The organism is Mesorhizobium sp. LCM 4577 (genome assembly GCF_001854795.2).
GTDB classification, from domain to species: Bacteria; Pseudomonadota; Alphaproteobacteria; order Rhizobiales; family Rhizobiaceae; genus Mesorhizobium; species Mesorhizobium plurifarium.
The window spans coordinates 67,000-86,881 of the sequence record NZ_MDDU01000006.1 but is presented as its reverse complement, the minus strand read 5'-3'; the positions used below and the strand labels follow the sequence as shown (position 1 = coordinate 86,881).

Annotated in this window: 15 protein-coding genes and 1 tRNA gene; 6 read left to right on the top strand and 10 right to left on the bottom strand. The window is 65.5% G+C overall.

Annotated elements, in window-relative coordinates; genetic code table 11:
* Positions 1 to 4: 4 nt before the first annotated feature.
* The 6 genes from LCM4577_RS10990 to LCM4577_RS10965 form a co-directional block, all read right to left on the bottom strand.
* Positions 5 to 3,148, bottom strand: a complete 3,144-nt coding sequence (locus LCM4577_RS10990; RefSeq protein ID WP_071071136.1) for an efflux RND transporter permease subunit — start codon at positions 3,146 to 3,148, stop codon at positions 5 to 7.
* Positions 3,149 to 3,151: 3 nt separating this feature from the next.
* On the bottom strand, positions 3,152 to 4,378 hold the full coding sequence (locus tag LCM4577_RS10985; protein WP_071071135.1) for an efflux RND transporter periplasmic adaptor subunit: 1,227 nt from the start codon (positions 4,376 to 4,378) through the stop codon (positions 3,152 to 3,154).
* Between the two features lie 49 nt (positions 4,379 to 4,427).
* Positions 4,428 to 7,574, bottom strand: a complete 3,147-nt coding sequence (locus LCM4577_RS10980; RefSeq protein WP_071071134.1) for an efflux RND transporter permease subunit — start codon at positions 7,572 to 7,574, stop codon at positions 4,428 to 4,430.
* Entirely contained in the window at positions 7,571 to 8,710 is a 1,140-nt protein-coding gene (locus tag LCM4577_RS10975) for an efflux RND transporter periplasmic adaptor subunit (RefSeq protein ID WP_157900462.1), read from the bottom strand. Before LCM4577_RS10975 ends, LCM4577_RS10980 begins: the two co-directional genes overlap by 4 nt.
* Positions 8,703 to 8,897 carry a hypothetical protein gene (locus tag LCM4577_RS10970; protein ID WP_071071131.1) on the bottom strand — a complete coding sequence of 65 codons (195 nt, stop codon included), beginning with the start codon at positions 8,895 to 8,897 and terminating at the stop codon, positions 8,703 to 8,705. The genes LCM4577_RS10975 and LCM4577_RS10970 overlap by 8 nt, the downstream gene beginning before the upstream one ends.
* Positions 8,898 to 9,011: 114 nt before the next feature.
* A complete protein-coding gene (locus LCM4577_RS10965) occupies positions 9,012 to 9,692 on the bottom strand; it encodes a hypothetical protein (RefSeq protein WP_071032012.1) in 681 nt (226 codons plus the stop codon).
* A 213-nt stretch (positions 9,693 to 9,905) separates the two neighbouring features.
* Between LCM4577_RS10965 and LCM4577_RS10960 the strand changes: the two genes are divergently transcribed.
* From LCM4577_RS10960 to LCM4577_RS10950, 3 genes are all read left to right on the top strand, one after another.
* A complete protein-coding gene (locus LCM4577_RS10960) occupies positions 9,906 to 10,631 on the top strand; it encodes a response regulator (protein WP_071071130.1) in 726 nt (241 codons plus the stop codon).
* Positions 10,628 to 11,872, top strand: coding sequence for an ATP-binding protein (locus LCM4577_RS10955; RefSeq protein ID WP_071071129.1), 1,245 nt, complete (start codon positions 10,628 to 10,630; stop codon positions 11,870 to 11,872). The genes LCM4577_RS10960 and LCM4577_RS10955 overlap by 4 nt, the downstream gene beginning before the upstream one ends.
* Before the next feature lie 156 nt (positions 11,873 to 12,028).
* The gene (locus LCM4577_RS10950; RefSeq protein ID WP_041008120.1) at positions 12,029 to 12,322 is read left to right on the top strand and encodes a hypothetical protein; all 294 of its coding nucleotides are present in this window, start codon (positions 12,029 to 12,031) and stop codon (positions 12,320 to 12,322) included.
* A 106-nt stretch (positions 12,323 to 12,428) separates the two neighbouring features.
* Here the strand turns inward: LCM4577_RS10950 and LCM4577_RS10945 are convergent, their stop codons facing one another.
* From LCM4577_RS10945 to phaC, 4 genes are all read right to left on the bottom strand, one after another.
* Positions 12,429 to 12,680 carry a hypothetical protein gene (locus LCM4577_RS10945; RefSeq protein WP_131803453.1) on the bottom strand — a complete coding sequence of 84 codons (252 nt, stop codon included), beginning with the start codon at positions 12,678 to 12,680 and terminating at the stop codon, positions 12,429 to 12,431.
* A 137-nt stretch (positions 12,681 to 12,817) separates the two neighbouring features.
* Positions 12,818 to 12,892, bottom strand: a tRNA-Glu gene (locus tag LCM4577_RS10940).
* Between the two features lie 462 nt (positions 12,893 to 13,354).
* A complete protein-coding gene (locus LCM4577_RS10935; RefSeq protein WP_071071233.1) occupies positions 13,355 to 14,527 on the bottom strand; it encodes a YcbK family protein in 1,173 nt (390 codons plus the stop codon).
* A gap of 326 nt (positions 14,528 to 14,853) precedes the next feature.
* Positions 14,854 to 16,689, bottom strand: a complete 1,836-nt coding sequence (gene phaC / locus LCM4577_RS10930) for a class I poly(R)-hydroxyalkanoic acid synthase (RefSeq protein WP_071071126.1) — start codon at positions 16,687 to 16,689, stop codon at positions 14,854 to 14,856.
* 97 nt (positions 16,690 to 16,786) lie between these two features.
* Here phaC and LCM4577_RS10925 point away from each other — a divergent pair, with 97 nt between their 5' ends.
* From LCM4577_RS10925 to LCM4577_RS10915, 3 genes are read left to right on the top strand one after another with little or no spacing between them, the layout of a single operon-like run.
* A complete protein-coding gene (locus LCM4577_RS10925; protein ID WP_040981582.1) occupies positions 16,787 to 17,194 on the top strand; it encodes a hypothetical protein in 408 nt (135 codons plus the stop codon).
* A 47-nt stretch (positions 17,195 to 17,241) separates the two neighbouring features.
* Entirely contained in the window at positions 17,242 to 18,459 is a 1,218-nt protein-coding gene (locus LCM4577_RS10920; RefSeq protein WP_040981580.1) for an LL-diaminopimelate aminotransferase, read from the top strand.
* Between the two features lie 40 nt (positions 18,460 to 18,499).
* Positions 18,500 to 19,813, top strand: a complete 1,314-nt coding sequence (locus tag LCM4577_RS10915) for a homoserine dehydrogenase (protein ID WP_071071125.1) — start codon at positions 18,500 to 18,502, stop codon at positions 19,811 to 19,813.
* Positions 19,814 to 19,882 lie beyond the last annotated feature (69 nt).

Sequence of the window (19,882 nt, the reverse complement as noted above, 5' to 3'; positions counted from 1 at the left end):
ACCTTTATTCCGGAGTGGCTGTGGCTTGTGTCCCGCCCGTATCCTGCTTGGCCGCCCTGCCTTTGAAGATGCGGCGCACCGTGACGAACAATAGCGGCACCAAGAAGACGCCAATTACCGTCGCCGCGATCATGCCGCCCATCACGCCGATGCCGACCGAGTTCTGCGCGCCCGAGCCCGCGCCGCTGGCGATCGCAAGCGGCGTGACGCCGAGGATGAAGGCAAGCGACGTCATCAGGATCGGCCGCAGGCGTTGCCGCGCCGCTTCCAACGTCGCTTCGACCAGCCCCATGCCGGCAGACTGCCGCTCGATGGCGAACTCGACGATGAGGATGGCGTTCTTGGCCGCGAGACCGATCGTGGTGAGCAGACCGACCTTGAAATAGACGTCGTTGGTCTGGCCGAAGAGAGTGGCCGCAGCCAGCGCGCCGAATATGCCGATCGGCACCGACAGCATGACGGCGAACGGGATCGACCAGCTCTCATAGAGCGCAGCAAGGCAGAGGAAGACGACCAGCGCCGAAATCGCGTAGAGCGACATCGCCTGGTTGCCGGAAAGCCGCTCCTGGTGCGAGAGCCCGGTCCATTCATGCGAATATCCGGCGGGCAGTTGCGCGACCAGCCTGTCGATCTCGTCCATGGCCGCGCCCGAGCTTTGGCCGGCGGCCGCGGCGCCTTGGATCTCGACGGCCGCCGAGCCGTTGTAGCGTTCGAGGCGGGGCGATCCATAGGTCCAGTGGCTGGAGGCGAAGGCCGAGAACGGCACCATGGCGCCGCCGGAGTTGCGGACCTGCCATTTGTCGAGGTCCTCCGGCTGCATGCGGAAATCCGGGTCCGACTGCAGATAAACCGGCTTAACCCGCCCGCGATCGATGAAGTCGTTGACGTAATCACTGCCCCAGGCGGTCGACAGCGTGTTGTTGATGTCGGCGAGGCCGATGCCGAGCGCGCTGGCCTTTTCCTGGTCGATATCGACCGAGAATTGCGGCTGGTCTTCCTGGCCGTTGGGCCGGGTGTTGGCGAGCAGCGTGCTCTTCGCGGCCAAGCCCAGAAGCTGGTTGCGCGTCTGGATCAGCGCCTCATGGCCGGCGCCATTGACGTCCTGCAGATAGAAATCGAAGCCGTTGGTGTTGCCGAAACCCTGGATGGCGGGCGGGGCGAGGGCGAAGACCTGGGCGTCCCTGATTTTGGAGAAGGCGCCCATGGCGCGGCCGGCCACCGCCGACGCGGCGAGCGCCGGCGTCTTGCGCTGAGCGAAATCCTTCAGCCGCACGAAGGCGATGCCGACATTCTGTCCGGCCCCGCCGAAGCCGAAGCCGGAAGCGGTGAACACGCCTTCGACCGCGTCTTTTTCTTCGTTGAGATAATGGTCCGTCACCTTGGCGAGCACGCGCTCGGTGCGGTCCTGCGTCGCGCCGACCGGCAGCGATGCGCTGGTGATGAGGATGCCCTGGTCCTCGTCCGGCAGGAACGAGCTCGGCAGGCGGGCAAACATCCAGCCCATGGCGATGACGATCGCCAGGAACACGGCAAGGAAGCGCCACGACCGGTTGATGATGCCGTGCGAGCCGTCGCGGTAGGCGATCGTGCCGCGGTCGAAGAGGCGGTTGAACCAACCGAAGGGGCCCCTCTGCGTCGCATGGTCCTTTGGCGCGCGCAGGATGGTGGCGCAGAGCGCCGGCGTCAGAACAAGTGCCACCAGCACCGAGAGCACCATGGCCGAGACGATGGTGACGGAGAATTGTCGGTAGATGATGCCGGTGGAGCCGCCGAAGAAGGCCATCGGCACGAACACGGCCGACAGCACCGTGGCGATGCCGATTAGCGCGCCGGTGATCTCGTTCATCGATTTGCGCGTCGCCTCTTTCGGCGGCAGGCCTTCCTCATGCATGACGCGTTCGACATTCTCGACCACGACGATGGCGTCGTCGACGAGCAGGCCGATGGCCAGAACCATGGCGAACATGGTGAGGGTGTTGATCGAATAGCCGAAGAAGGAGAGCACGCCGAATGTGCCGAGCAGCACGACCGGCACCGCGATCGTCGGGATGATGGTGGCGCGCAGGTTCTGCAGGAAAAGCAGCATCACCAGGAACACCAGCACGATCGCTTCGGCGAGCGTCTTCACCACTTCCTCGATCGACAGGCGCACGAAGGGCGAAGTGTCGTACGGGTAGACGACCTCGACGCCTTGCGGGAAGGTCGAGCTCAGGCGGTTGATGGTCGCGCGCACCGCCTCGGCGGTGCTGATGGCATTGGCGCCGGTCGCGAGGTTGACGGCGACACCGGCGGACGGCTTGCCGTTGTAGTGGGCTTGGGTGGTGTAGCTTTCGGCGCCGATCTCGACCTTGGCGACATCGTTCAGCCGCACCAGCGAGCCGTCGGTGTTGCTCTTGAGGATGATGTTGCGGAACTGTTCGGCGGTCTGCAGCCGGCTCCTGGCCGTCACAGTGGCGTTGAGTTGCTGGCCCTTGCGCGCCGGCAGGCCGCCGAGCTGGCCGGCCGAAACCTGCGTGTTCTGCGCCTCGATCGCGGTGGCGACATCGCTCGGCATCAGCGCGTATTGCGCTAATTTGTCGGGGTCGAGCCAGATGCGCATGGCATAACCGGAGCCGAAGAGCTGCGTCGAGCCGACGCCTTCGACGCGCTTCAGCGTGTCGTTGACAGTGCTGTCGACATAGTCGGCAAGGTCGGTCGAGTTCATCTTGCCGTCGGTGGAGACGAAGCCGATGACCATCAGGAAGCCGGTCGAGGATTTGGAGACGGTGATGCCGTTGCTCTGGACGACCTGCGGCAGTTGCGACTGCACGAGCTGCAGCTTGTTCTGCGTCTGCACCTGCGCGGTGTCGGGATTGGCGGCGCTGGTGAAGGTCAACGTGATCGAGGCCTGGCCGGTCGAGGTCGACGTCGCCGTCATGTAGTCGAGATTGTCGATGCCGGTCATGCCCTGCTCGATGACCTTGGTCACCGAGTTCTCCACCGTCTGGGCGTCGGCGCCGGGATAGCTGGCGCTGATGTTGACTGTGGTGGGCGCGATTTGCGGATATTGCGAGATCGGCAACGTTTGCAGCGCGAGCAGCCCGCCCAGCATGATCACGATGGCGATCACCCAGGCGAAGATCGGCCGGTTGATGAAGAAAGCCGACATTGCTCAGTTCCCGGTTGCGCCAGAGGCGGGCTGCTTTGCGGCGCCGGCGGCATTGCCGCCGGCCGGCGCGGCCGAGGCGGAGCTCTGCTCGCGGTCCTTGATCTCGCCGGTCGTTTCGTCGATGGTCACCTCGACCGCTGCCGCGTCGCCGCCGGCGCGCACCAGCTGCAAGCCCTCGACGATGACGCGGTCGCCGTCGCCGACACCGGAATCCACCAACCAGTTGTTGCCGACGCTGTTGCGCACGCTCAGCGTGCGCTGCTCGACCTTGCCCTGGGCATTGACCACCATGGCCGTCGCCAGGCCCTTGGGGTCGCGGGTGACGCCGCGCTGCGGCACCAGGAAGCTGTTTTGCGCGACACCTTCCTCGACGATGGCGCGCACATACATGCCGGGCAGGAGAAGGCGGTCGGGATTGGGGAACTGGGCTCTGAGCGCAAAGGTGCCGGTGGACTGGTCGACATTGGCGCCGGCGAATTCCAGCTTGCCGTTCTGCGCGTAGATGGTGCCGTTGTCGAGCTTCAGCTTGACGCTGACATTGGTCCCGCTGAATTTCAGCCGGCCTTCGTTGATCGCCTGGCGCAGGTTCAGCAGGTTGGTGCTGGACTGCGTGACGTCGACATTGATCGGGTCGAGCGAGCGGATGGTGGTCAGCACCGTTTCCTGGTTGGCCGTGACCAGCGCGCCCGGCGTCAATGTCGATTTGTCGATCCGGCCGGCGATGGGCGCGGTGATCGAGGTGCGGTTGAGGCTGATCTTCGCGGTCTCGACGCTGGCCTTGGCCGATGCGACATCGGCCTGGGCCTGCGCAAGCGTCGCGGCGGCATCGTCGTAATCCTGCTTCGAGACCACATTCTGCTTCAGCAGCCCGGAATACCGGTCGAACTTCGCCTGCGCGGTCGGCACGGCGGCTTCCGCCTTCTGCTGCGCGGCGACGGCGCTGTCATAGGCGGCCTGATAGCTCGCCGGATCGATGAGGTAGAGCGGCTGTCCCGCCACCACCTCGGCGCCTTCCTGGAACAGGCGCTGCTGGATGATGCCGTCGACCTGCGGGCGCACCTCGGCGACGAGCGAAGCGGCGGTGCGGCCGGGCAGCTCGGCGGTGATCGCAACCGATTGCGGGTGCAGCGTGACGACGCCGACCTCGGGCCTGCCGACGCCACCCATGCCGGCCGGCATCTGGCTCTTTTCCTGCGAGCAGGCCGCCAGGAGCAGGGCAGCGCACAACATTCCGGCCCAGGAGGAAAACTGGCGCGGACTTGAAGGCAAAAAGGATTGATTAGATTGCATGGGCATTGTCTGAAACTTTCCCCGGAATGGCAGTTACGGCCCGGCTATCGGCGCGAGGTCCTTCGACCAATAGCTTGCCCAGATGCCGGGCAAGGAACCGCTGGATGTCGTCCATGAAGGTATAAACGACCGGCACGTAGACGAGGCTGAGCACGGTCGAGGAGATGAGGCCGCCGATCACGGCGATCGCCATCGGCGCACGCGTCTCGGCGTCGGCGCCGATGCCGAGCGCGATCGGCAGCATGCCGGCGCCCATGGCGATCGATGTCATGACGATGGGCCTGGCCCGCTTGCGGGCGGCGTCGAGCAGTGCCTCGAAGCGGCTCATGCCGTGCTCCTTCTCGGCGACCAGAGCATATTCGACAAGCAGGATCGAGTTCTTGGCCGCGATGCCCATCAGCATCAGTATGCCGATCAACGGCGAGATGCCAAGCGCCTTGCCGGTAACGAGCAGGAAACCAAGCGCGCCGCCGACCGAGAGCGGCAACGCGACCAGGATGGTCACCGGCTGCACGAAGCTGCGGAACAGCAGCACCAGCGTGAGGTACATCAGGATGATGCCGGCGGCGATGGCGGTGGCGAAGCCCGTGAACAGCTCCTGCATGCGTTGGGCATCGCCGCGCGCCAGCTCATGCACGCCGGCCGGAAGGTTCTGCATGGCGGGCAGGGCGCGGATGGCTTCGGTCGCTTGGCCGAGCGTCAGGCCGGAAAGATCGGCCTCGACCGTGGCGCTGYGGCTCCTGTCGACACGCGTGATGCTGTTGGGGCCGGCGTTGAAGCCTATATCGGCGACGGCGCCAAGCGGAACCACGCCCTTTGTGCCGGTCAGCGGCAGCATGGCGAGCTTTGCCGGATCATCGATGGCGCCGTCGGGCACGGTGACGATGATCGAGACCTGACGGTCGCCTAGATTGAATTTCGCCAGGCTGGTGTCGGTGTCGCCGATGGTGGCGATCTTGACTGTCGCGGCGATCTCGGTTGGCGTGACGCCAAGCTCGGCCGCCTTGGCGCTGTCGGGCCGCACGATGAGCTCGGGCTTGGTGGTGGCCGCGGTCGACGTCGGATTGATCAGCCCGGGAACCGATTTCATTGCGTCGATCAGCGCGTCGCTTGCCTTTTCGAGGGCTTCGCCATCGTCGCCAACCAGCGTGATCGACACCTTGGCGCCGGAGAAGCCGTCCGCGCCGAACTGGATCCGGGCGCCTGGGATGTCGTTGAGCTTCGGCGAAGCCTCGGCCTCGAATTGCTGCTGGCTCATTGTCCGCTCGGCGCGCGGCTTCAGGTTGACCGTGACGGTCGCGGTCCGCACCTCGGCCGAGCTCGAGCTTTGGTTCGGCCCGCCGCCCGACGAGGCGGCCGTGCCGATCGTGGCGAACACACTGTCGACGGCCGACTCCTGCTCCAGCCGTTTGGTGATCTCCTGCACCACCGCCGTGGTCTGCTCGATGGTCGAGCCAGGCTGCAGCTCGACCGAGATCATCGAGCGGCCGCGATCGGCCGCCGCCATAAATTCGGTCGGCAAGTGTGTCGCCAGCATCATCGAGCCGGCGAAGAAGGCAATGCCGGCAGCAAGCGTGATCCAACGGTAATCGAGCGCCTTGCGCAGCAGCCACAGATAGGTCGGCACCCAGGCCGGCGTGTCGTCCTCGTCATGGCCGCCGGCGCGCACCAGATAGGCGCCCATCAGCGGGGTGAGCATGCGCGCCACCAAGAGCGAGAACAGCACCGAGACGCAGACGGCGACGGCGAACGAGAAGAAGAATTTGCCGGGAATGCCGGGCATGAAGGCCACCGGCAGGAACACGGCGACGATGGTGGCGGTGGTCGCCACCACGGCCAGCCCGATCTCATCCGCGGCTTCGATCGCCGCCTGGTAGGCGCTGACGCCGGTCTGGCGCATATGGCGCACGATGTTCTCGATTTCGACGATGGCGTCGTCGACGAGGATGCCGACCACCAGCGACAGCGCCAGCAGGGTGATGTTGTTGAGCGAGATGTCGAAGGCCGCCATCACCGCGAAGGTCGGGATCAGCGACAGCGGCATCGCCACAGCCGACACCAGCGTCGCCCTGACGTCGCGCAAAAACWGCCAGACCACGCCGATAGCGAGCAGCGCGCCCAGCCATAGAGCTTCGAAGGCGGCGTCGTAGCTTTCCTGGACGAAGCCGGATGAGGAGGTGACTTCGGTGAACTTCGCGACGGTGGTCTTGGCGCCCATGTCGGCGATCGCGGCGCGGGCGGCCTTGACCACGTCGATTTCGCTCGAACCCACCGATCTGTAGACATTGAAGGCGACGACCTGCCTGCCGTCGAGATAGGCCGCCTGGCGCGGCTTTTCCCAGCGGTCGACGACCTTGCCGAGATCGGAGAGTTTCACGTCGCCCGCGCCGCTCAGCGCAATGCGGGTATCGGCCAGCGCCTCGACGGTCGTGGCGCTGGCCAGCGTGCGCACCGACTGCTCCTGGCCGCCGATATTGGCGCGGCCGCCGGGCTGGTTGACGTTGTTGGAAGCCAGCGTCTGGCTGACATCGCCGGCGCTGATGCCGAGAGCGGCGAGCCGGTCGGGGTCGAGCTCGACGCGGATGACGCGGTCGACGCCGCCGGAACGGGTGATCTTGGAGACGCCGTCGACACCGAGCAGGACCTTGGCGACGTCGTTGTCGATGTACCAGCTCAGTGCGTCGGGCGACATGGTCGGCGCCTCGACGACGAAGGTCAGCACCGAATTGCCGGTTGCGTTGACCTTCGCCACGACCGGCGTCTGGGCCGCGGCCGGCAGGCTGGACTGCACGCCGGAGACGGCGTTGCGGACATCGTTGGTGGCGGTCTCGGGATCCGTCCCGAGGGTGAATTCGACCGTGGTGACGGACGAGCCCTCGCTGATCGAGGTCGAGACGTCGTCGACGCCTTCAAGCGTCGCGACGGCGTTCTCGATGACGCGCGCCACCTGGACTTCCATTTCGCTCGGCGCCGCACCCGGCTGCGCCACCGTGACGGTGACGGTCGGCAAGTCGATGTCGGGCATGTTGTTGGTGCGCAGCTGCATGAAGCCGTAGACGCCAGCAACGCTGAGCGACAAGAACAGCACGATGGTCGGAACCGGATTGCGGATCGACCAGGAGGAGATGGCGTTCATTGTGCCGACTCCGCCGTGCTCGCGGCATCGGCAGCTTTCGTCTCGCCGGCGGCGACGCGCACGAGGTTGCCGTCGTTGAGGAAGCCGGCGCCGGCGACGACGACGCGGTCGCCTTCCGACAAGCCGCTTTCGATGGCTACCCGGCCGTTCTGACGCGTGCCGGTCGCAACGGGATGCGTGCTGACCTTGCCTTGATCGTCGACGACGAACACGGCCGGCTTGCCGTCATGCCAGACCAGGGCCGTCTCGGCGACGGTGAGCTGGCGGGAGGCCGCCGTCTCGATCGTGACGCGGGCGAACATGCCGGGCTTCAGGCCCGAGCCGTCGCCGACGGCGACATAGACTGTGGCGAGCCGGGTGGTCGCGTTGACCGTCTCGGCTATCCGGGAAACGCTGCCGGAAAAGGCGCGGCCGGAGGCATCGACGATGTTGGCCGGCTGACCGGCCGAGATTGCCGCCAGATCCTTTTCAGGGATAAGCACGCCGACCTCCAGCCTGCCGTCGCGGACGATCTTCATCAGCTCGGTGCCGGCCTGGACGATGGAACCCGTCACGGCCGGCTTGCTGGAGACGATGCCGTCGAATGGAGCGCGGATGGTCGTCCTGTCGAGTTGGGCCTGCAGCCGCGCCGCCGCGGCCTCGGCCTGATCGACGCCGGCCTTACCGGTTTTGACGGCGGTCGCCTTTTCCTCGGCGGTCTCCGCGCTGACGGCATTGCTGGCCAGCAGCTTGTCGGCGCGCGCGGCAGCCGACAGCGCGGAGTCGAGCGTCGCCTGGGCCTGGGCGACGGCTGCCTTCTGCTCGGCGAGCTGGGCCTTGAGAAGCGAGTCGTCCAATCGCGCGACGACATCGCCGGCCTTCACATGATCGCTCTCGGCCACCAGGACCTCGGTCAGGCGCAGGCCGCTTTCTTCCGCGCCGATCGTCGCTTCCTGCCAGGCGGCGACGGTGCCGGTCGCGCCGATCGACGACGTGACCGTCTCGGAGGCGACCTTCTCCACGGAAACCGTAAGTGTCGCCGACGACACGGGTGCCAGCGTGGCAGGTACGGGGGCGGCGCGGCCATAGGCCTTGAGCGCGGCGACGGCGGCCACCACARCAAGCACAGCCAGCAGAAGAAGATGTCGTTTACGCAATTTTGCGGTCATCGTTTTTGACGTTGGTCGAGGCGCTCGGGAGCGACAGCCGAAAGGCCGCGAAGTTCAACCGGATCGCGTCCCCGGTTGTGATGGGCGCGATCGCTGGCTGCGGCGCGCGCCGGCCGACCGGCAAGCCCGGAGCGACAGACACGATGAGGCGCAGCATCATGAGCGCTTCCCACATGGTGCTCTCCATTCGCGTCGGGCGGCTTGGCGGCAGCTCGACGCATCGTTCGGTTGAAAGAGGAGCCGGCCGGCCCTTGAACGGGTGGGTCAGAGGGCCGGCCGGTGCAGCCGGTTAGAGTTGCTCGCCACTCCGGGGGAGGGGTGGAGGGAGCTGTCCGCCGTGATCAGGCAGACCTCCGGGGCCGGCTGCGTCCGGCGGATCACCCCATGGACCGGGGGGCGGGCCGTGCGGCCGATCCGCCGAAGCGAGTATTTCGAGCTGTTCGGGCGTCAGCTTGGCCCGCAGCACCGTGATGGCGTCCTTGAGCTTGGCGGCCGAGGCGGCGCGCTTGGTCACCTCGTCGGCCAGCTTTTCCTGGAAGGCGAACGGATCGCGCTTTGCCTGATCCGGCTTGCCGCCGACAGCATCGTCGGGCCCCCGGCCGGGTGGGCCGAAATCGGGCCGCGGCGGCGGCGCCAGCACCGCTTGCAGCGCGCTGGTGTAGTCGCGCCAGGCGTCGAGCTGTTCGGAACGGATGCCGATCCGGGTTTCGAGCGCCGCAAGCCGGGCGGCAAGGAATTCCGGCGGCGGACCCATGCGGCGCGGACCGAAGTCCTCGGGGCCGTGCCGCATTGCCCAACGCTGGCCGTGCCACGGCATCGGGCCGGGGCCGGAGTCGGGACCCGCGTCATCCTGCCGGCCGATTGCCGGCGGTTCGTCCCCGGGAACTGCGCCAGGCTCCGGCTGCGCGGCGAGCACGGGGTGGATGGCCGCGACCGAGAAGAGGCCAAGCGCCAGAAGTCTGCTTCGCATGACATGATCCTTTCCTGCATGCTTCGGATGCCGGGGAGGATAGGAAGCGTCTTTTGCCCCATTGCTTCGGCGCGTTGCCGAAGGTTTCCGGAAAAAGGAGATTTGTTTCCGAATGTTTCCAGCGGCTTTGCGGAAACGTTCCGTTGCAATTTTCCATGCCGCTTGGCGGCGTCGCTCCCTATAATCACAAACAAACAGGCAAGCGGGCTAAGAATGCAGGCACAATCCCACATCCTTGTCGTCGACGACGACCGCGAGATCAGGACGCTGCTCGGGCGCTATCTCGACGGGCAGGGATTTCGCGTGTCGGTGGCGGCGGACCGGCGCGAATGCGAGCAGAAGCTCGGTTCAGGCCAGTTCGATCTCATCGTGCTCGACGTCATGCTGCCCGACGGCTCCGGTCTCGACATCTGCCGGAGCCTGCGGGACCGCAAGCCGCACATCCCCGTCATCCTGCTGACGGCGCTGAAGGAGGATGTCGACCGCATCATCGGGCTGGAGCTCGGCGCCGACGACTATCTTGGCAAGCCTTTCAGTCCGCGCGAGCTCTCGGCTCGCATCCGGGCGGTGCTCAGGCGTTCGGCGCCGGACGAAGCCGCCCCGCCCAAGGTTCGCGTCTATCATTTCGCCGGCTACAGGCTTGAGCCGGATACACGCAAGGTGATGGATGCCGACGGCGCCCTGATCGACCTTACCGGCGCCGAGTTCGACCTGCTGCAGGTCTTTCTCGACCGGCCGGGCCGGCTCTTGTCGCGCGACCAGCTGCTCGACCTGACGCAGGGGCGCGAGCGCGAGCCGCTCGACCGGTCCGTCGACGTGCTGATGAGCCGACTGCGGCGGAAGTTCGCCGAAGCGGGCGAGGAAAACCTGTTCAAGACCGTGCGCAATGGCGGCTATCAACTGACCGCGCGCGTCGAGACGGCGGAGACCGGGGCATGACCTCGCTGCGCCGGCGGCTGATCATCCTTCTGGTCGTGTCGATCCTGGGCGTGGTCGGGCTCGCCACCTTCGTCGCGGTGAAGGTGCTCGGCGGGCCGTCGCCGGAACTGATCATGGGGCCGCTCGCCCACCAGATCCAGTATATGGTGCAATTGGTTCCCGGCCGCGCGCCGAAGACAAGCGATGCGCCCGTCATCGTGAAGGATCGCCCGGCCGACGGCTTCGAGGACCGCAAGCACACAAAGGTGCTGAATGAGATCCTGCACCACAACGGGCTGGATCTTTCGGCCGTGGTCAGCCGCAATGCCGGCAGGCCGGGAATGGTCGCTTCCGTCGAGCTGCCCGACCATCGCTGGATGATCGTCGACGTGCCCGATTTCGGTCCGCCGCGCGATGTCTGGCACGGGCTCGCAGGCTGGATGGTGCTGATCGTGCTAGGGGCCACCCCGGTGTCGATCTACTTCACCGGCGTGCTGGTGCGGCCGCTGGAAATGCTCGAAGCCGCCGTCAGCAAGATCGGATCGGACGGGGTGCTGGCGACCTTGCCGGAAAAAGGCTCGGCCGAGGTGAGGGCAACCGCCCATGCGCTCAACGAGCTGTCCGCAAGATTGAGGACGGCGATGGAAAGCCGCATGCGGCTGGTTGCCGCCGCCGGCCACGATCTGAGGACCCCGATGACCAGGATGCGGCTCCGGGCCGAGTTCCTCGAGGAGGATCGCGAGAAATGGCTGAGCGACCTCGACGAGCTCGACCGCATCGCCGACAGCGCCATCCGCCTGGTGCGCGAGGAGGTCAATCAGGACGCGGTCGAGCCGGTGGAACTGGACCGGCTGGTCCGCGATATCGAGGTCGAGATGGTCTCGCTCGGCCATGCGGTGACGATCGACCATCTCGATCATGTGTCGGTCAAAGCCGGCGCGCTTGGCTTGCGCCGGGCGCTGCGCAACCTGATCGTCAACGCCGCCACGCATGGCAAGAGCTGCACCGTCGCGCTTGCGAGGCGGGGCGGCCAGGCGGTCCTCACCATCGCCGACCGCGGCTCGGGCATTCCGCCGGACCTCCTGAACAAGGCCTTCGAGCCGTTCTTCCGGGTCGATCCGGCGCGCACGCAATTCATTCCGGGCGCGGGGCTGGGGCTTGCGATCGCCAAGGAGATCATCGAACGCTACGGCGGGACGATCACGCTGGAGAACAGGCCGGGAGGAGGGCTGATGCAGACGGTGGTGTTTGCAACAGCCTGACGTCGGACATTGTTCGTCCTCGGGCAATTCCAGGCCTTTGGCGCGGGCTTCAGCTGCTTTTCAAGGCTTCGCTCGCTGCATCGTGACCGCGCCACCGTTGCGGAGTGGCGTCGCCAGATGCGAATTTGGCGACAGGATGTTTGCGAGGATGCCACAATGCCCATGCGCAAGATTGCGTTTTGCGCGGCAGCGATGATCGTTGCCGCCACAAATTTCGCCGATGCGCGGCCCGACACACGCACAATGACCTGCGCTGAGACCCAGGCGCTGATTCAGAGCCGGCACGCGGTGGTGCTGACCACGGGGGCGAACACGTATGAGCGCTATGTCCGCCAGTTCGGCAATGAGTGCGATGCTCCCTATGTCCCGATGGTCGACTATGTCCCGACCCGTGACGGGCAGTGCATGGTCTATCGGTGCGAAGAGCCGGCGCCGATGGTTCCGGATTGATCGGGGGTCGCCGTTTCTCTCTGCTGGGTGGCCGCTGCCTTTTCTGATCGTCAACTCGCGCTGGCTCGATCAACGGCATGCCGTTCGGCACAGAGCGCGCCGCCTCTCACTTGACCTTCTTGATCTCCGGGCCGGTCGGCTGGTCGGTCGCCGGGGCCGGTGTGCAATCCTGCCCCTTGCACTCCAAAGCGGGGTCGTTCCTCGGCGGCAGGCAATTCTGTCCCTCGCAGTGAACGGGCGGCAGCTGTTGCGACGCGTCGCCTTTCGACTGGGCAGGCTGATCCTCGGCGAGGACTGGCTGCAGCCCGCCCAGGCCGGTCATCACCGCGCATAAGAGAGCTGTCCGAAGCAGGTTCATCCGCGCCTCCATGGCGAGGCAGAACTCTACACCGTCCGATTGCCGCCAACATGCGTCACCCGACAACGCCGTTAACGACGCGTTTCGGCCCGGGGAGCGCGAGGTGCCGGATTGCAGGTGTTCAGGGGAGACAGGTCTGGTACGCCCAAGGGGAATCGAACCCCTGTTACCGCCGTGAAAGGGCGGTGTCCTAACCGCTAGACGATGGGCGCGCTCAGACGAAGCGGCTTATAATTGCGTTGTTGCCAGCCGGCAACCCATCCGCCGCCACATGCGACAACTTTTTTCAAGGGCGGGAAAATCCGGCTTTTCAGCGAGGCAGAGCCTGCTTAGTGGACCTACTCCGCGTTGCAGCCTTGGAGATTGGCTGTAACGCTTCTCGCGGTCGTCATTCTATGGCGGAGCAAGGAGCGAAGCGACGCGCGCAGACCATAGAATCCATTCCGTTACCCAGAAGCGTTGCAGCGGTGAAAATTCTGCTCGGCTGCATTCTTTCGCCAAGGTCACGGAATGGATCCTCCGGTCTGCGCGTCCGCTTCGCTCCCGCTCCGCCCGTGGATGACGAAGTTCGGAGGGCCTCGGCCAATGTCCACTATGGCTTGTTCAGACGAATGTCAGCGTTGGCTTGGATCGGCTCTCAACCCGGCTATGCGCACCGGGCCAAGCCGAACGTATCAGCCGTCCTCGCCACCGCCGCTGCGGCGACGGCAGCGCCAGTTCCAGTCGCGCTCGGGGCCGACGTCGACATGGACGGATTCGGTGTGGCAGTAGGTGCCGACGCCGCCGCGGCCCGGCATCGTGCGGACGTAGTTCGCCAGCTCCCACTTCGACACGCCGGGCACCTGGATGTCGGCGGCGGCGCAGTACATGTGCAGCGAGTTCTTGGCGCCGTTGGCGCGGCGGTTGCGCGAGGGATCGCGGTAGCCGGAGGTAACGACCATCTTGCGGCCGAAATGACCCTCGATCGTCTTCAGCACCCGCACCAGCGAGGGCTTGAGGCAGGCGACGTCGACGCTTTCGTTCTGCTTCAGGAGACCGTTGGGCGCGAGTCTCGCCATGCCGGCGGCCGAGGCCACCTGGTAGGAACCGCCGCCTTCATCCTCGTTAAGGTCGACGTCGCTCTCGTCGTCGATACCGGACTTGCGCTTGATCTCGAACAGCGCGGTCTGGCGTACGCCCGGAAGGGCATCGGCACCGGTGATGTGATAGCTCGGGTCGTCCAGCGAGGCGAGCTGCACCGGTTTTGCGGCCGGCGTCGCGGAGGCCAGCTCAACGATCGGCTTGGCGGGAGCCGGCGCGGCGGTCGCGGTCTTGGCTTGGGCCGCGGTCTGGTCGCCGGAGCGCGCATTGTTGACCAGCGGCGCGGGCGCGGCCGAAGCCGGCGTGGTGCTGAACAGCGAGGCAAACAGGCTCTTCTTCGGCGCGGCGATCTGCGGCTGCGCCGGCTCGCCCGCGGTGACATAGACACCGTTGCTCATGGCCTGCGTGGTCGCCTGGGCCTTTGAGGCAATGGCGGCGGCATCGCCGGCGGCGACCTGCTGGGCAACGGTTTGCGTCTGCTCCGCCGTTTGCGCCTGCTGAACCAGCGGTTGCGGCGTGCGGCCGGCAATCGCGGCGGAGCCCGCCGGCACGGAAACCGCCGGGAAGGCGGCGGCTTGCGGCCGTGTCTCCGGCACATAGGCGACCTTCTCGGGCAAGGGCGTATCGCCCTCGCTCATCACGGTCGACCCGGCTTCGGCCGGCGCCGAAGCCTGCAGCGACGAATCGGCCGCGGTCGCGGTCTTGGCGCCGGATGTCGCGCTCATTTCGGTCGCGGTTGAATTGTAGGCGGGCGAAACGACCGACATGGTCGGGTCGCCGGTCGAGGTGCAGGAGGCCAGCAGCACGGAGAAAAGCGCTGCCGCGATGCTGCGACCTTCCCTTCGTGCAAGACGCCAACCTGCTGATTTCAAAATAAATTCCCCCTCGGTATCCGGTCGGTTCGTCATCGCCGCGCCACTCCAGCATCGCGCCGCGATAACCCTCCTGTTCCCAACCGGAAACGGGACATGTGTCGAATCTGCAAGCCTCGGAATTATTCTGCGTCGGAAGGTGATTTGAGGCCGTGAAACGATTGACGCCACCATTTCGCCCTGTTTTGGCGGCCCGTCAACTCACCAGACATTACAGTCCGTTACACACGCACCTTGACGTAGGTGCCCGGCGCATCCCCCAAGGTTTTCATACGCTTGCCGGGTTTGCGGGCGGGTACGCGGATGTTGTCCTGGTTCTCGATCCAGTGCTGCCAGTGCGTCCACCAGGAGCCTTGATGCTCGTGGGCGGCGGCAAGCCACGCGTTGAAGTCGCCCACCGGCTTGCCGCCGGTCCAGTACTGGTACTTCTTGGCGGCGGGCGGGTTGACGACGCCGGCGATATGACCCGAACCCGCCATCACATATTCGACGTCGCCGCCGAAGAACCGCGATCCCAGGAACACCGAAAGCGCCGGCGCGATGTGGTCTTCCTTCGTGGCTAGGTTGTAGACGGGGATGGTGATGTCGGCCAGCGAGACGGTGCGGCCGGCAAGCTCCATCGTGCCGCGCGAGAGATTGTTTTCGAGATAGCAGTTGCGCAGGTAGAACGAGTGGTTGGCCGCCGCCATGCGCGTGGAGTCGGAATTCCAGTAGAGCAGGTCGAAGGGCAGAGGCTCCTTGCCGCGCATGTAATTGTTGACGACATAGGGCCAGATCAGATCGCCCGAGCGCAGCATGTTGAAGGCGGTCGCCATCTTGGTGCCTTCGAGATAGCCCTTTTCGCTCATCGAGCGCTCCACGGCGGCGACCTGGTCCTCGTCGACGAAGACCTTGAGGTCGCCGGCATAGGTGAAGTCGACCTGCGTCGTGAAGAAGGTGGCAGATTTGATGCGGTGGTCGCCTTCCTGCGCCAGCAGCGCCAGCGCGGCAGCCAGGAGCGTGCCGCCGACGCAATAGCCGATGGCGTTGACCTCCTTTTCGCCGGTCGCCTTCTCCACCATGTCGAGGCCGAATTGCAGGCCTTCGCGGATATAGGCCTCCCAGCCCTTGGCGCCGTGGCGCTCGTCCGGATTGATCCAGGAGATGACGAAGACCGTGTGACCCTGCTCGATCGCCCAGCGGATGAAGGACTTTTGCGGGTTGAGGTCGAGGATGTAGAATTTGTTGATCCATGGCGGGCAGATCAGCAGCGGCCGCTTCAGCACCGTCTCCGTCACCGGATCATATTGTATGATCTCGGCGACATCGCTGCGGCCGATGACCTTGCCGGGCGTGGTGGCGATGTTCTTGCCGATTTCGAAGGGCGTGTAGTCGGCCTGGCGCAGCTTCAGGTCGCCGCGGCCGGCGGCGATGTCCTCGGCCAGCATCTTCATGCCGCGCACCAGGTTTTCGCCATTCGAGGCGACCGTTTCGCGGAACAGCTCTGGATTGGTCAGGATGAAGTTCGACGGCGCGATCGCGTTCGACACCTGCTTGACGTAGAAGCTCGCCTTGTGGCGGGTGTRCTCGTCCAGGCCCTCGGCGTGCTCCACGAGCTCGTTCGCCCAGCGCGAGGTGACGAGATAGGCCTGCTTGAGGAAATCGAAGAAGGCGTTGCGGCCCCATTCCGGATCCTGGAAGCGCTTGTCGCCGCGCTCAGGCTGAACCGCGTCCTGCGGCGCCTCGGCGTTGGGATTGACCTTCTGGATGGCGTTCGCCCAGACCGTCATATAGCCGGCGAAGAGCCGCGTCTGGGCTTCGAGCGCGCGTTGCGGATCGCCCAGCCAGTACTCCGAGAGTTTTGAGAAGGTCTTGACCATGTCGACCACCGGTTCGGCGACATGATCGCGCACCTCGCCCTTCTCGCGCGGTTCGGTCCAAGCGGACGCCGCCTTGCCGGCCTGCTCGATCATGCGGGCCATGTTCAGGGCGAAACGCTCGGGATCCTTCACCAGATATTGCTCGATGGCCGAAGGTCCGCCATTTTCCGCTTTGTCCGAATCGGGAGCTTTGGACATGGTTCGCGGGGTTCCTCCCGGAGCGTTTTCTTGACATATTACCATGGGACATCTGACCGGGTCCAATTCGCTGTAACCCGGCTGCCAGGAAAACAATATGACGATTAATGTTGGCGGGACTTTTTTTCTCAGGCCGGGTTCGATTTGCCGCACGGCCGCCGTGGCGGGGCTGCTCGGCGTGCTGCTGCCCGCCGGCGGCTGCACAAGCACCAGCCCGAACAATGCGGCGCCGACGGCCCTGACCGAAGGCCCAAAGGACACCGGCTCCTATCCAAATCTCAACATCCCGCCGCAGGTGGCCGCCAAGCAGTTCACCAAGGAGGAGACCGCGGCGAACCTCGCCCAGCTCAAGGCCGAGCAGCAGGCGCAGGCTGCCAAGGGCGGCAGCGTCAAGGCGCCGACGAATTCCGCGGCGCTCAAGACGCTTGCCAAGACGCATGGCGACGACACGCTGAAGCAGATCGAGGGCAAATGCGACCCGACCCTCGACCCTAACTGCAATTAGGTTTATATCGCGCGCCGAAAGCGCCCCTTCGATCGTCTGGAACTGAAATGGAAGAATTTCACAAGGTCCGCCGGCTTCCGCCTTACGTGTTCGAGCAGGTCAATCGGCTGAAGGCCAGCGCCCGTTCGCGCGGCGCCGACATCATCGACCTTGGCATGGGCAATCCGGACCTGCCGACGCCGAAGGCCATCGTCGACAAATTATGCGAAGTGGTGCGCGATCCGCGTACGCATCGCTATTCGTCCTCGCGCGGCATTCCAGGGCTGCGCCGCGCCCAGGCCAACTATTACCAGCGCCGCTTCGGCGTGAAGCTCAATCCAGACACGCAAGTTGTGGCGACGCTCGGCTCAAAGGAAGGCTTCGCCAACATGGCGCAGGCGATCACCGCGCCCGGCGATGTGGTCCTGTGCCCCAATCCCACCTATCCGATCCATGCCTTCGGCTTCATCATGTCGGGCGGCGTCATCCGCTCGCTGCAGGTCGAGCCCGATGACGGCTTCATCCCGGCGGTGGAACGCGGCATCCGCCACTCGATCCCGAAGCCGTTGGCGCTGATCCTCAATTATCCGTCGAACCCGACGGCGCTGGTCGCCTCGCTCGACTTCTACAAGGATGTGGTCGCCTTCGCGAAGAAGAACGACATCATCATCCTGTCGGATCTTGCCTATTCTGAGATCTATTTCGACGGCAATCCGCCGCCTTCGGTGCTGCAGGTGCCGGGCGCGATGGACGTCTGTGTCGAGTTCACCTCGATGTCGAAGACCTTCTCCATGCCTGGATGGCGCATGGGCTTCGCCGTCGGCAACGAGCGGTTGATCTCCGCGCTGACGCGGGTGAAGTCCTACCTGGACTATGGCGCCTTCACGCCGATCCAGGTGGCGGCGGCGCATGCGCTGAACGGCGACGGCGCCGACATCGAGGAAGTGCGCGAGGTCTACCATAAGCGGCGCGACGTGATGGTCGATTCCTTCAGCCGCGCCGGCTGGACCATTCCCGCGCCCGCCGCCTCGATGTTCGCCTGGGCGCCCATCCCCGAGCAGTTTCGCCATCTCGGCTCGCTCGAATTCTCCAAGCTGCTCATCGAGCATGCGGATGTCGCGGTGGCGCCGGGCATCGGCTTTGGCGAACATGGCGACGACTATGTGCGCGTGGCCCTGGTCGAGAACGAGCACCGGATCCGCCAGGCGGCGCGCAACATCAAGAAATTCCTCGCGACCACCGCCAAGCAGCCCAACAATGTGGTGCCGCTCGCCGCGCGCCGCTGAATTTGCCGGACATTTGTTGAATTGAGGGGCGTCGCCGGACATGGCTGAAGCGTTGCGTGTTGGAATTGCCGGCCTCGGCACGGTTGGCGCCTCCGTGGCGCGCGTGCTGCGCGACAAGGCGACCGAGCTCACCCGGCAGTGCGGCCGCGACATCGTCGTGACGGCTGTTTCGGCGCGTGATCCGAAGCGCGACCGCGGCGTCGATCTGAGCGCGGCGAAATGGTTCGACGACCCGGTCAAGCTGGCCGAGAAGGCCGATATCGATGTCTTTGTCGAGCTGATCGGCGGCGATGAAGGCCCGGCGCGAACCTCGGTGAAGGCGGCGCTCGAGGCGGGCCGCCATGTCGTGACCGCCAACAAGGCGCTGCTTGCCAAGCATGGCGTGGCGCTTGCCGAGATCGCCGAGAAGAAGGGCGTGCTGCTCAACTACGAGGCGGCGGTCGCCGGCGGCATCCCGGTCATCAAGACGATGCGCGAGGCGATGGCCGGCAACGCGGTAACCCGTGTCTTCGGCATCCTCAACGGCACCTGCAACTACATCCTGACGCGCATGGAGGCCGAGGGCATTTCCTTCGACGCCTGCCTGAAGGACGCGCAGCGGCTGGGCTACGCCGAGGCCGACCCGACCTTCGATATCGAAGGCCACGATACGGCGCACAAATTGTCGATCCTGACCAGCCTTGCCTTCGGCACCAGGATCGCCGCCGGCGACATCTATATGGAAGGCATCTCCAACATCACCCAGGCCGACATCCGCGCGGCGGCCGATCTCGGCTACCGCATCAAGCTGCTCGGCGTCGCCCAGCGCACCGACAGCGGCATCGAGCAGCGCGTGCACCCGACCATGGTGCCGACGGCGTCGGTCATCGCCCAGGTGCATGGCGTCACCAACGCGGTGGCGATCGAGACCGATATCCTGGGCGAGCTTCTGCTTTCCGGCCCCGGCGCCGGCGGCAACGCCACGGCGTCGGCGGTGATCGGCGATATCGCCGATATCGCCAAGAGCCGGCCCGGGTTCCAGCACGCGCCGGTGTTCGGCTGGCCGGCGAAGGAGCTGAAACCCTACAAGAAGGCGCGGATGCGCAGCCATGCCGGCGGCTATTTCATCCGGCTGACCGTGCATGACCGCACCGGCGTCTTCGCTGCCATCGCCAAGCGCATGGCCGACAACGACATCTCGCTGGAGTCGATCGTCCAGCAGGCGGCCAGCGCGGAAAGCCAGGCGCAGAAGACGGTGATCCTCGTCACGCATGAGACGACGGAAGCTGCGGTGCGCAAGGCCGTCGAAGGCATCACCAAGGACGGTCACCTGACCGACAAGCCGCAGGTGATCCGCATCGAACGGGCGGAATAAACCAGGTCCGATTCCGTCTTCAATCGATTGATTTTGCTGTCATTTCGAAAAATGGCGAGCCAAGTCTTG

Bases quoted from the DNA above. Each gene is read 5' to 3' on its own strand.
- LCM4577_RS10970 (WP_071071131.1), bottom strand. From the start codon at position 8,897: ATGTGGGAAGCGCTCATGATGCTGCGCCTCATCGTGTCTGTCGCTCCG.
- LCM4577_RS10965 (WP_071032012.1), bottom strand. From the start codon at position 9,692: ATGCGAAGCAGACTTCTGGCGCTTGGCCTCTTCTCGGTCGCGGCCATC.
- LCM4577_RS10990 (WP_071071136.1), bottom strand. From the start codon at position 3,148: ATGTCGGCTTTCTTCATCAACCGGCCGATCTTCGCCTGGGTGATCGCC.
- LCM4577_RS10915 (WP_071071125.1), top strand. From the start codon at position 18,500: ATGGCTGAAGCGTTGCGTGTTGGAATTGCCGGCCTCGGCACGGTTGGC.
- LCM4577_RS10950 (WP_041008120.1), top strand. From the start codon at position 12,029: ATGCCCATGCGCAAGATTGCGTTTTGCGCGGCAGCGATGATCGTTGCC.
- LCM4577_RS10925 (WP_040981582.1), top strand. From the start codon at position 16,787: ATGACGATTAATGTTGGCGGGACTTTTTTTCTCAGGCCGGGTTCGATT.
- LCM4577_RS10985 (WP_071071135.1), bottom strand. From the start codon at position 4,378: ATGTTGTGCGCTGCCCTGCTCCTGGCGGCCTGCTCGCAGGAAAAGAGC.
- LCM4577_RS10955 (WP_071071129.1), top strand. From the start codon at position 10,628: ATGACCTCGCTGCGCCGGCGGCTGATCATCCTTCTGGTCGTGTCGATC.
- LCM4577_RS10920 (WP_040981580.1), top strand. From the start codon at position 17,242: ATGGAAGAATTTCACAAGGTCCGCCGGCTTCCGCCTTACGTGTTCGAG.
- LCM4577_RS10960 (WP_071071130.1), top strand. From the start codon at position 9,906: ATGCAGGCACAATCCCACATCCTTGTCGTCGACGACGACCGCGAGATC.
- LCM4577_RS10935 (WP_071071233.1), bottom strand. From the start codon at position 14,527: ATGTCGGTCGTTTCGCCCGCCTACAATTCAACCGCGACCGAAATGAGC.
- LCM4577_RS10945 (WP_131803453.1), bottom strand. From the start codon at position 12,680: ATGAACCTGCTTCGGACAGCTCTCTTATGCGCGGTGATGACCGGCCTG.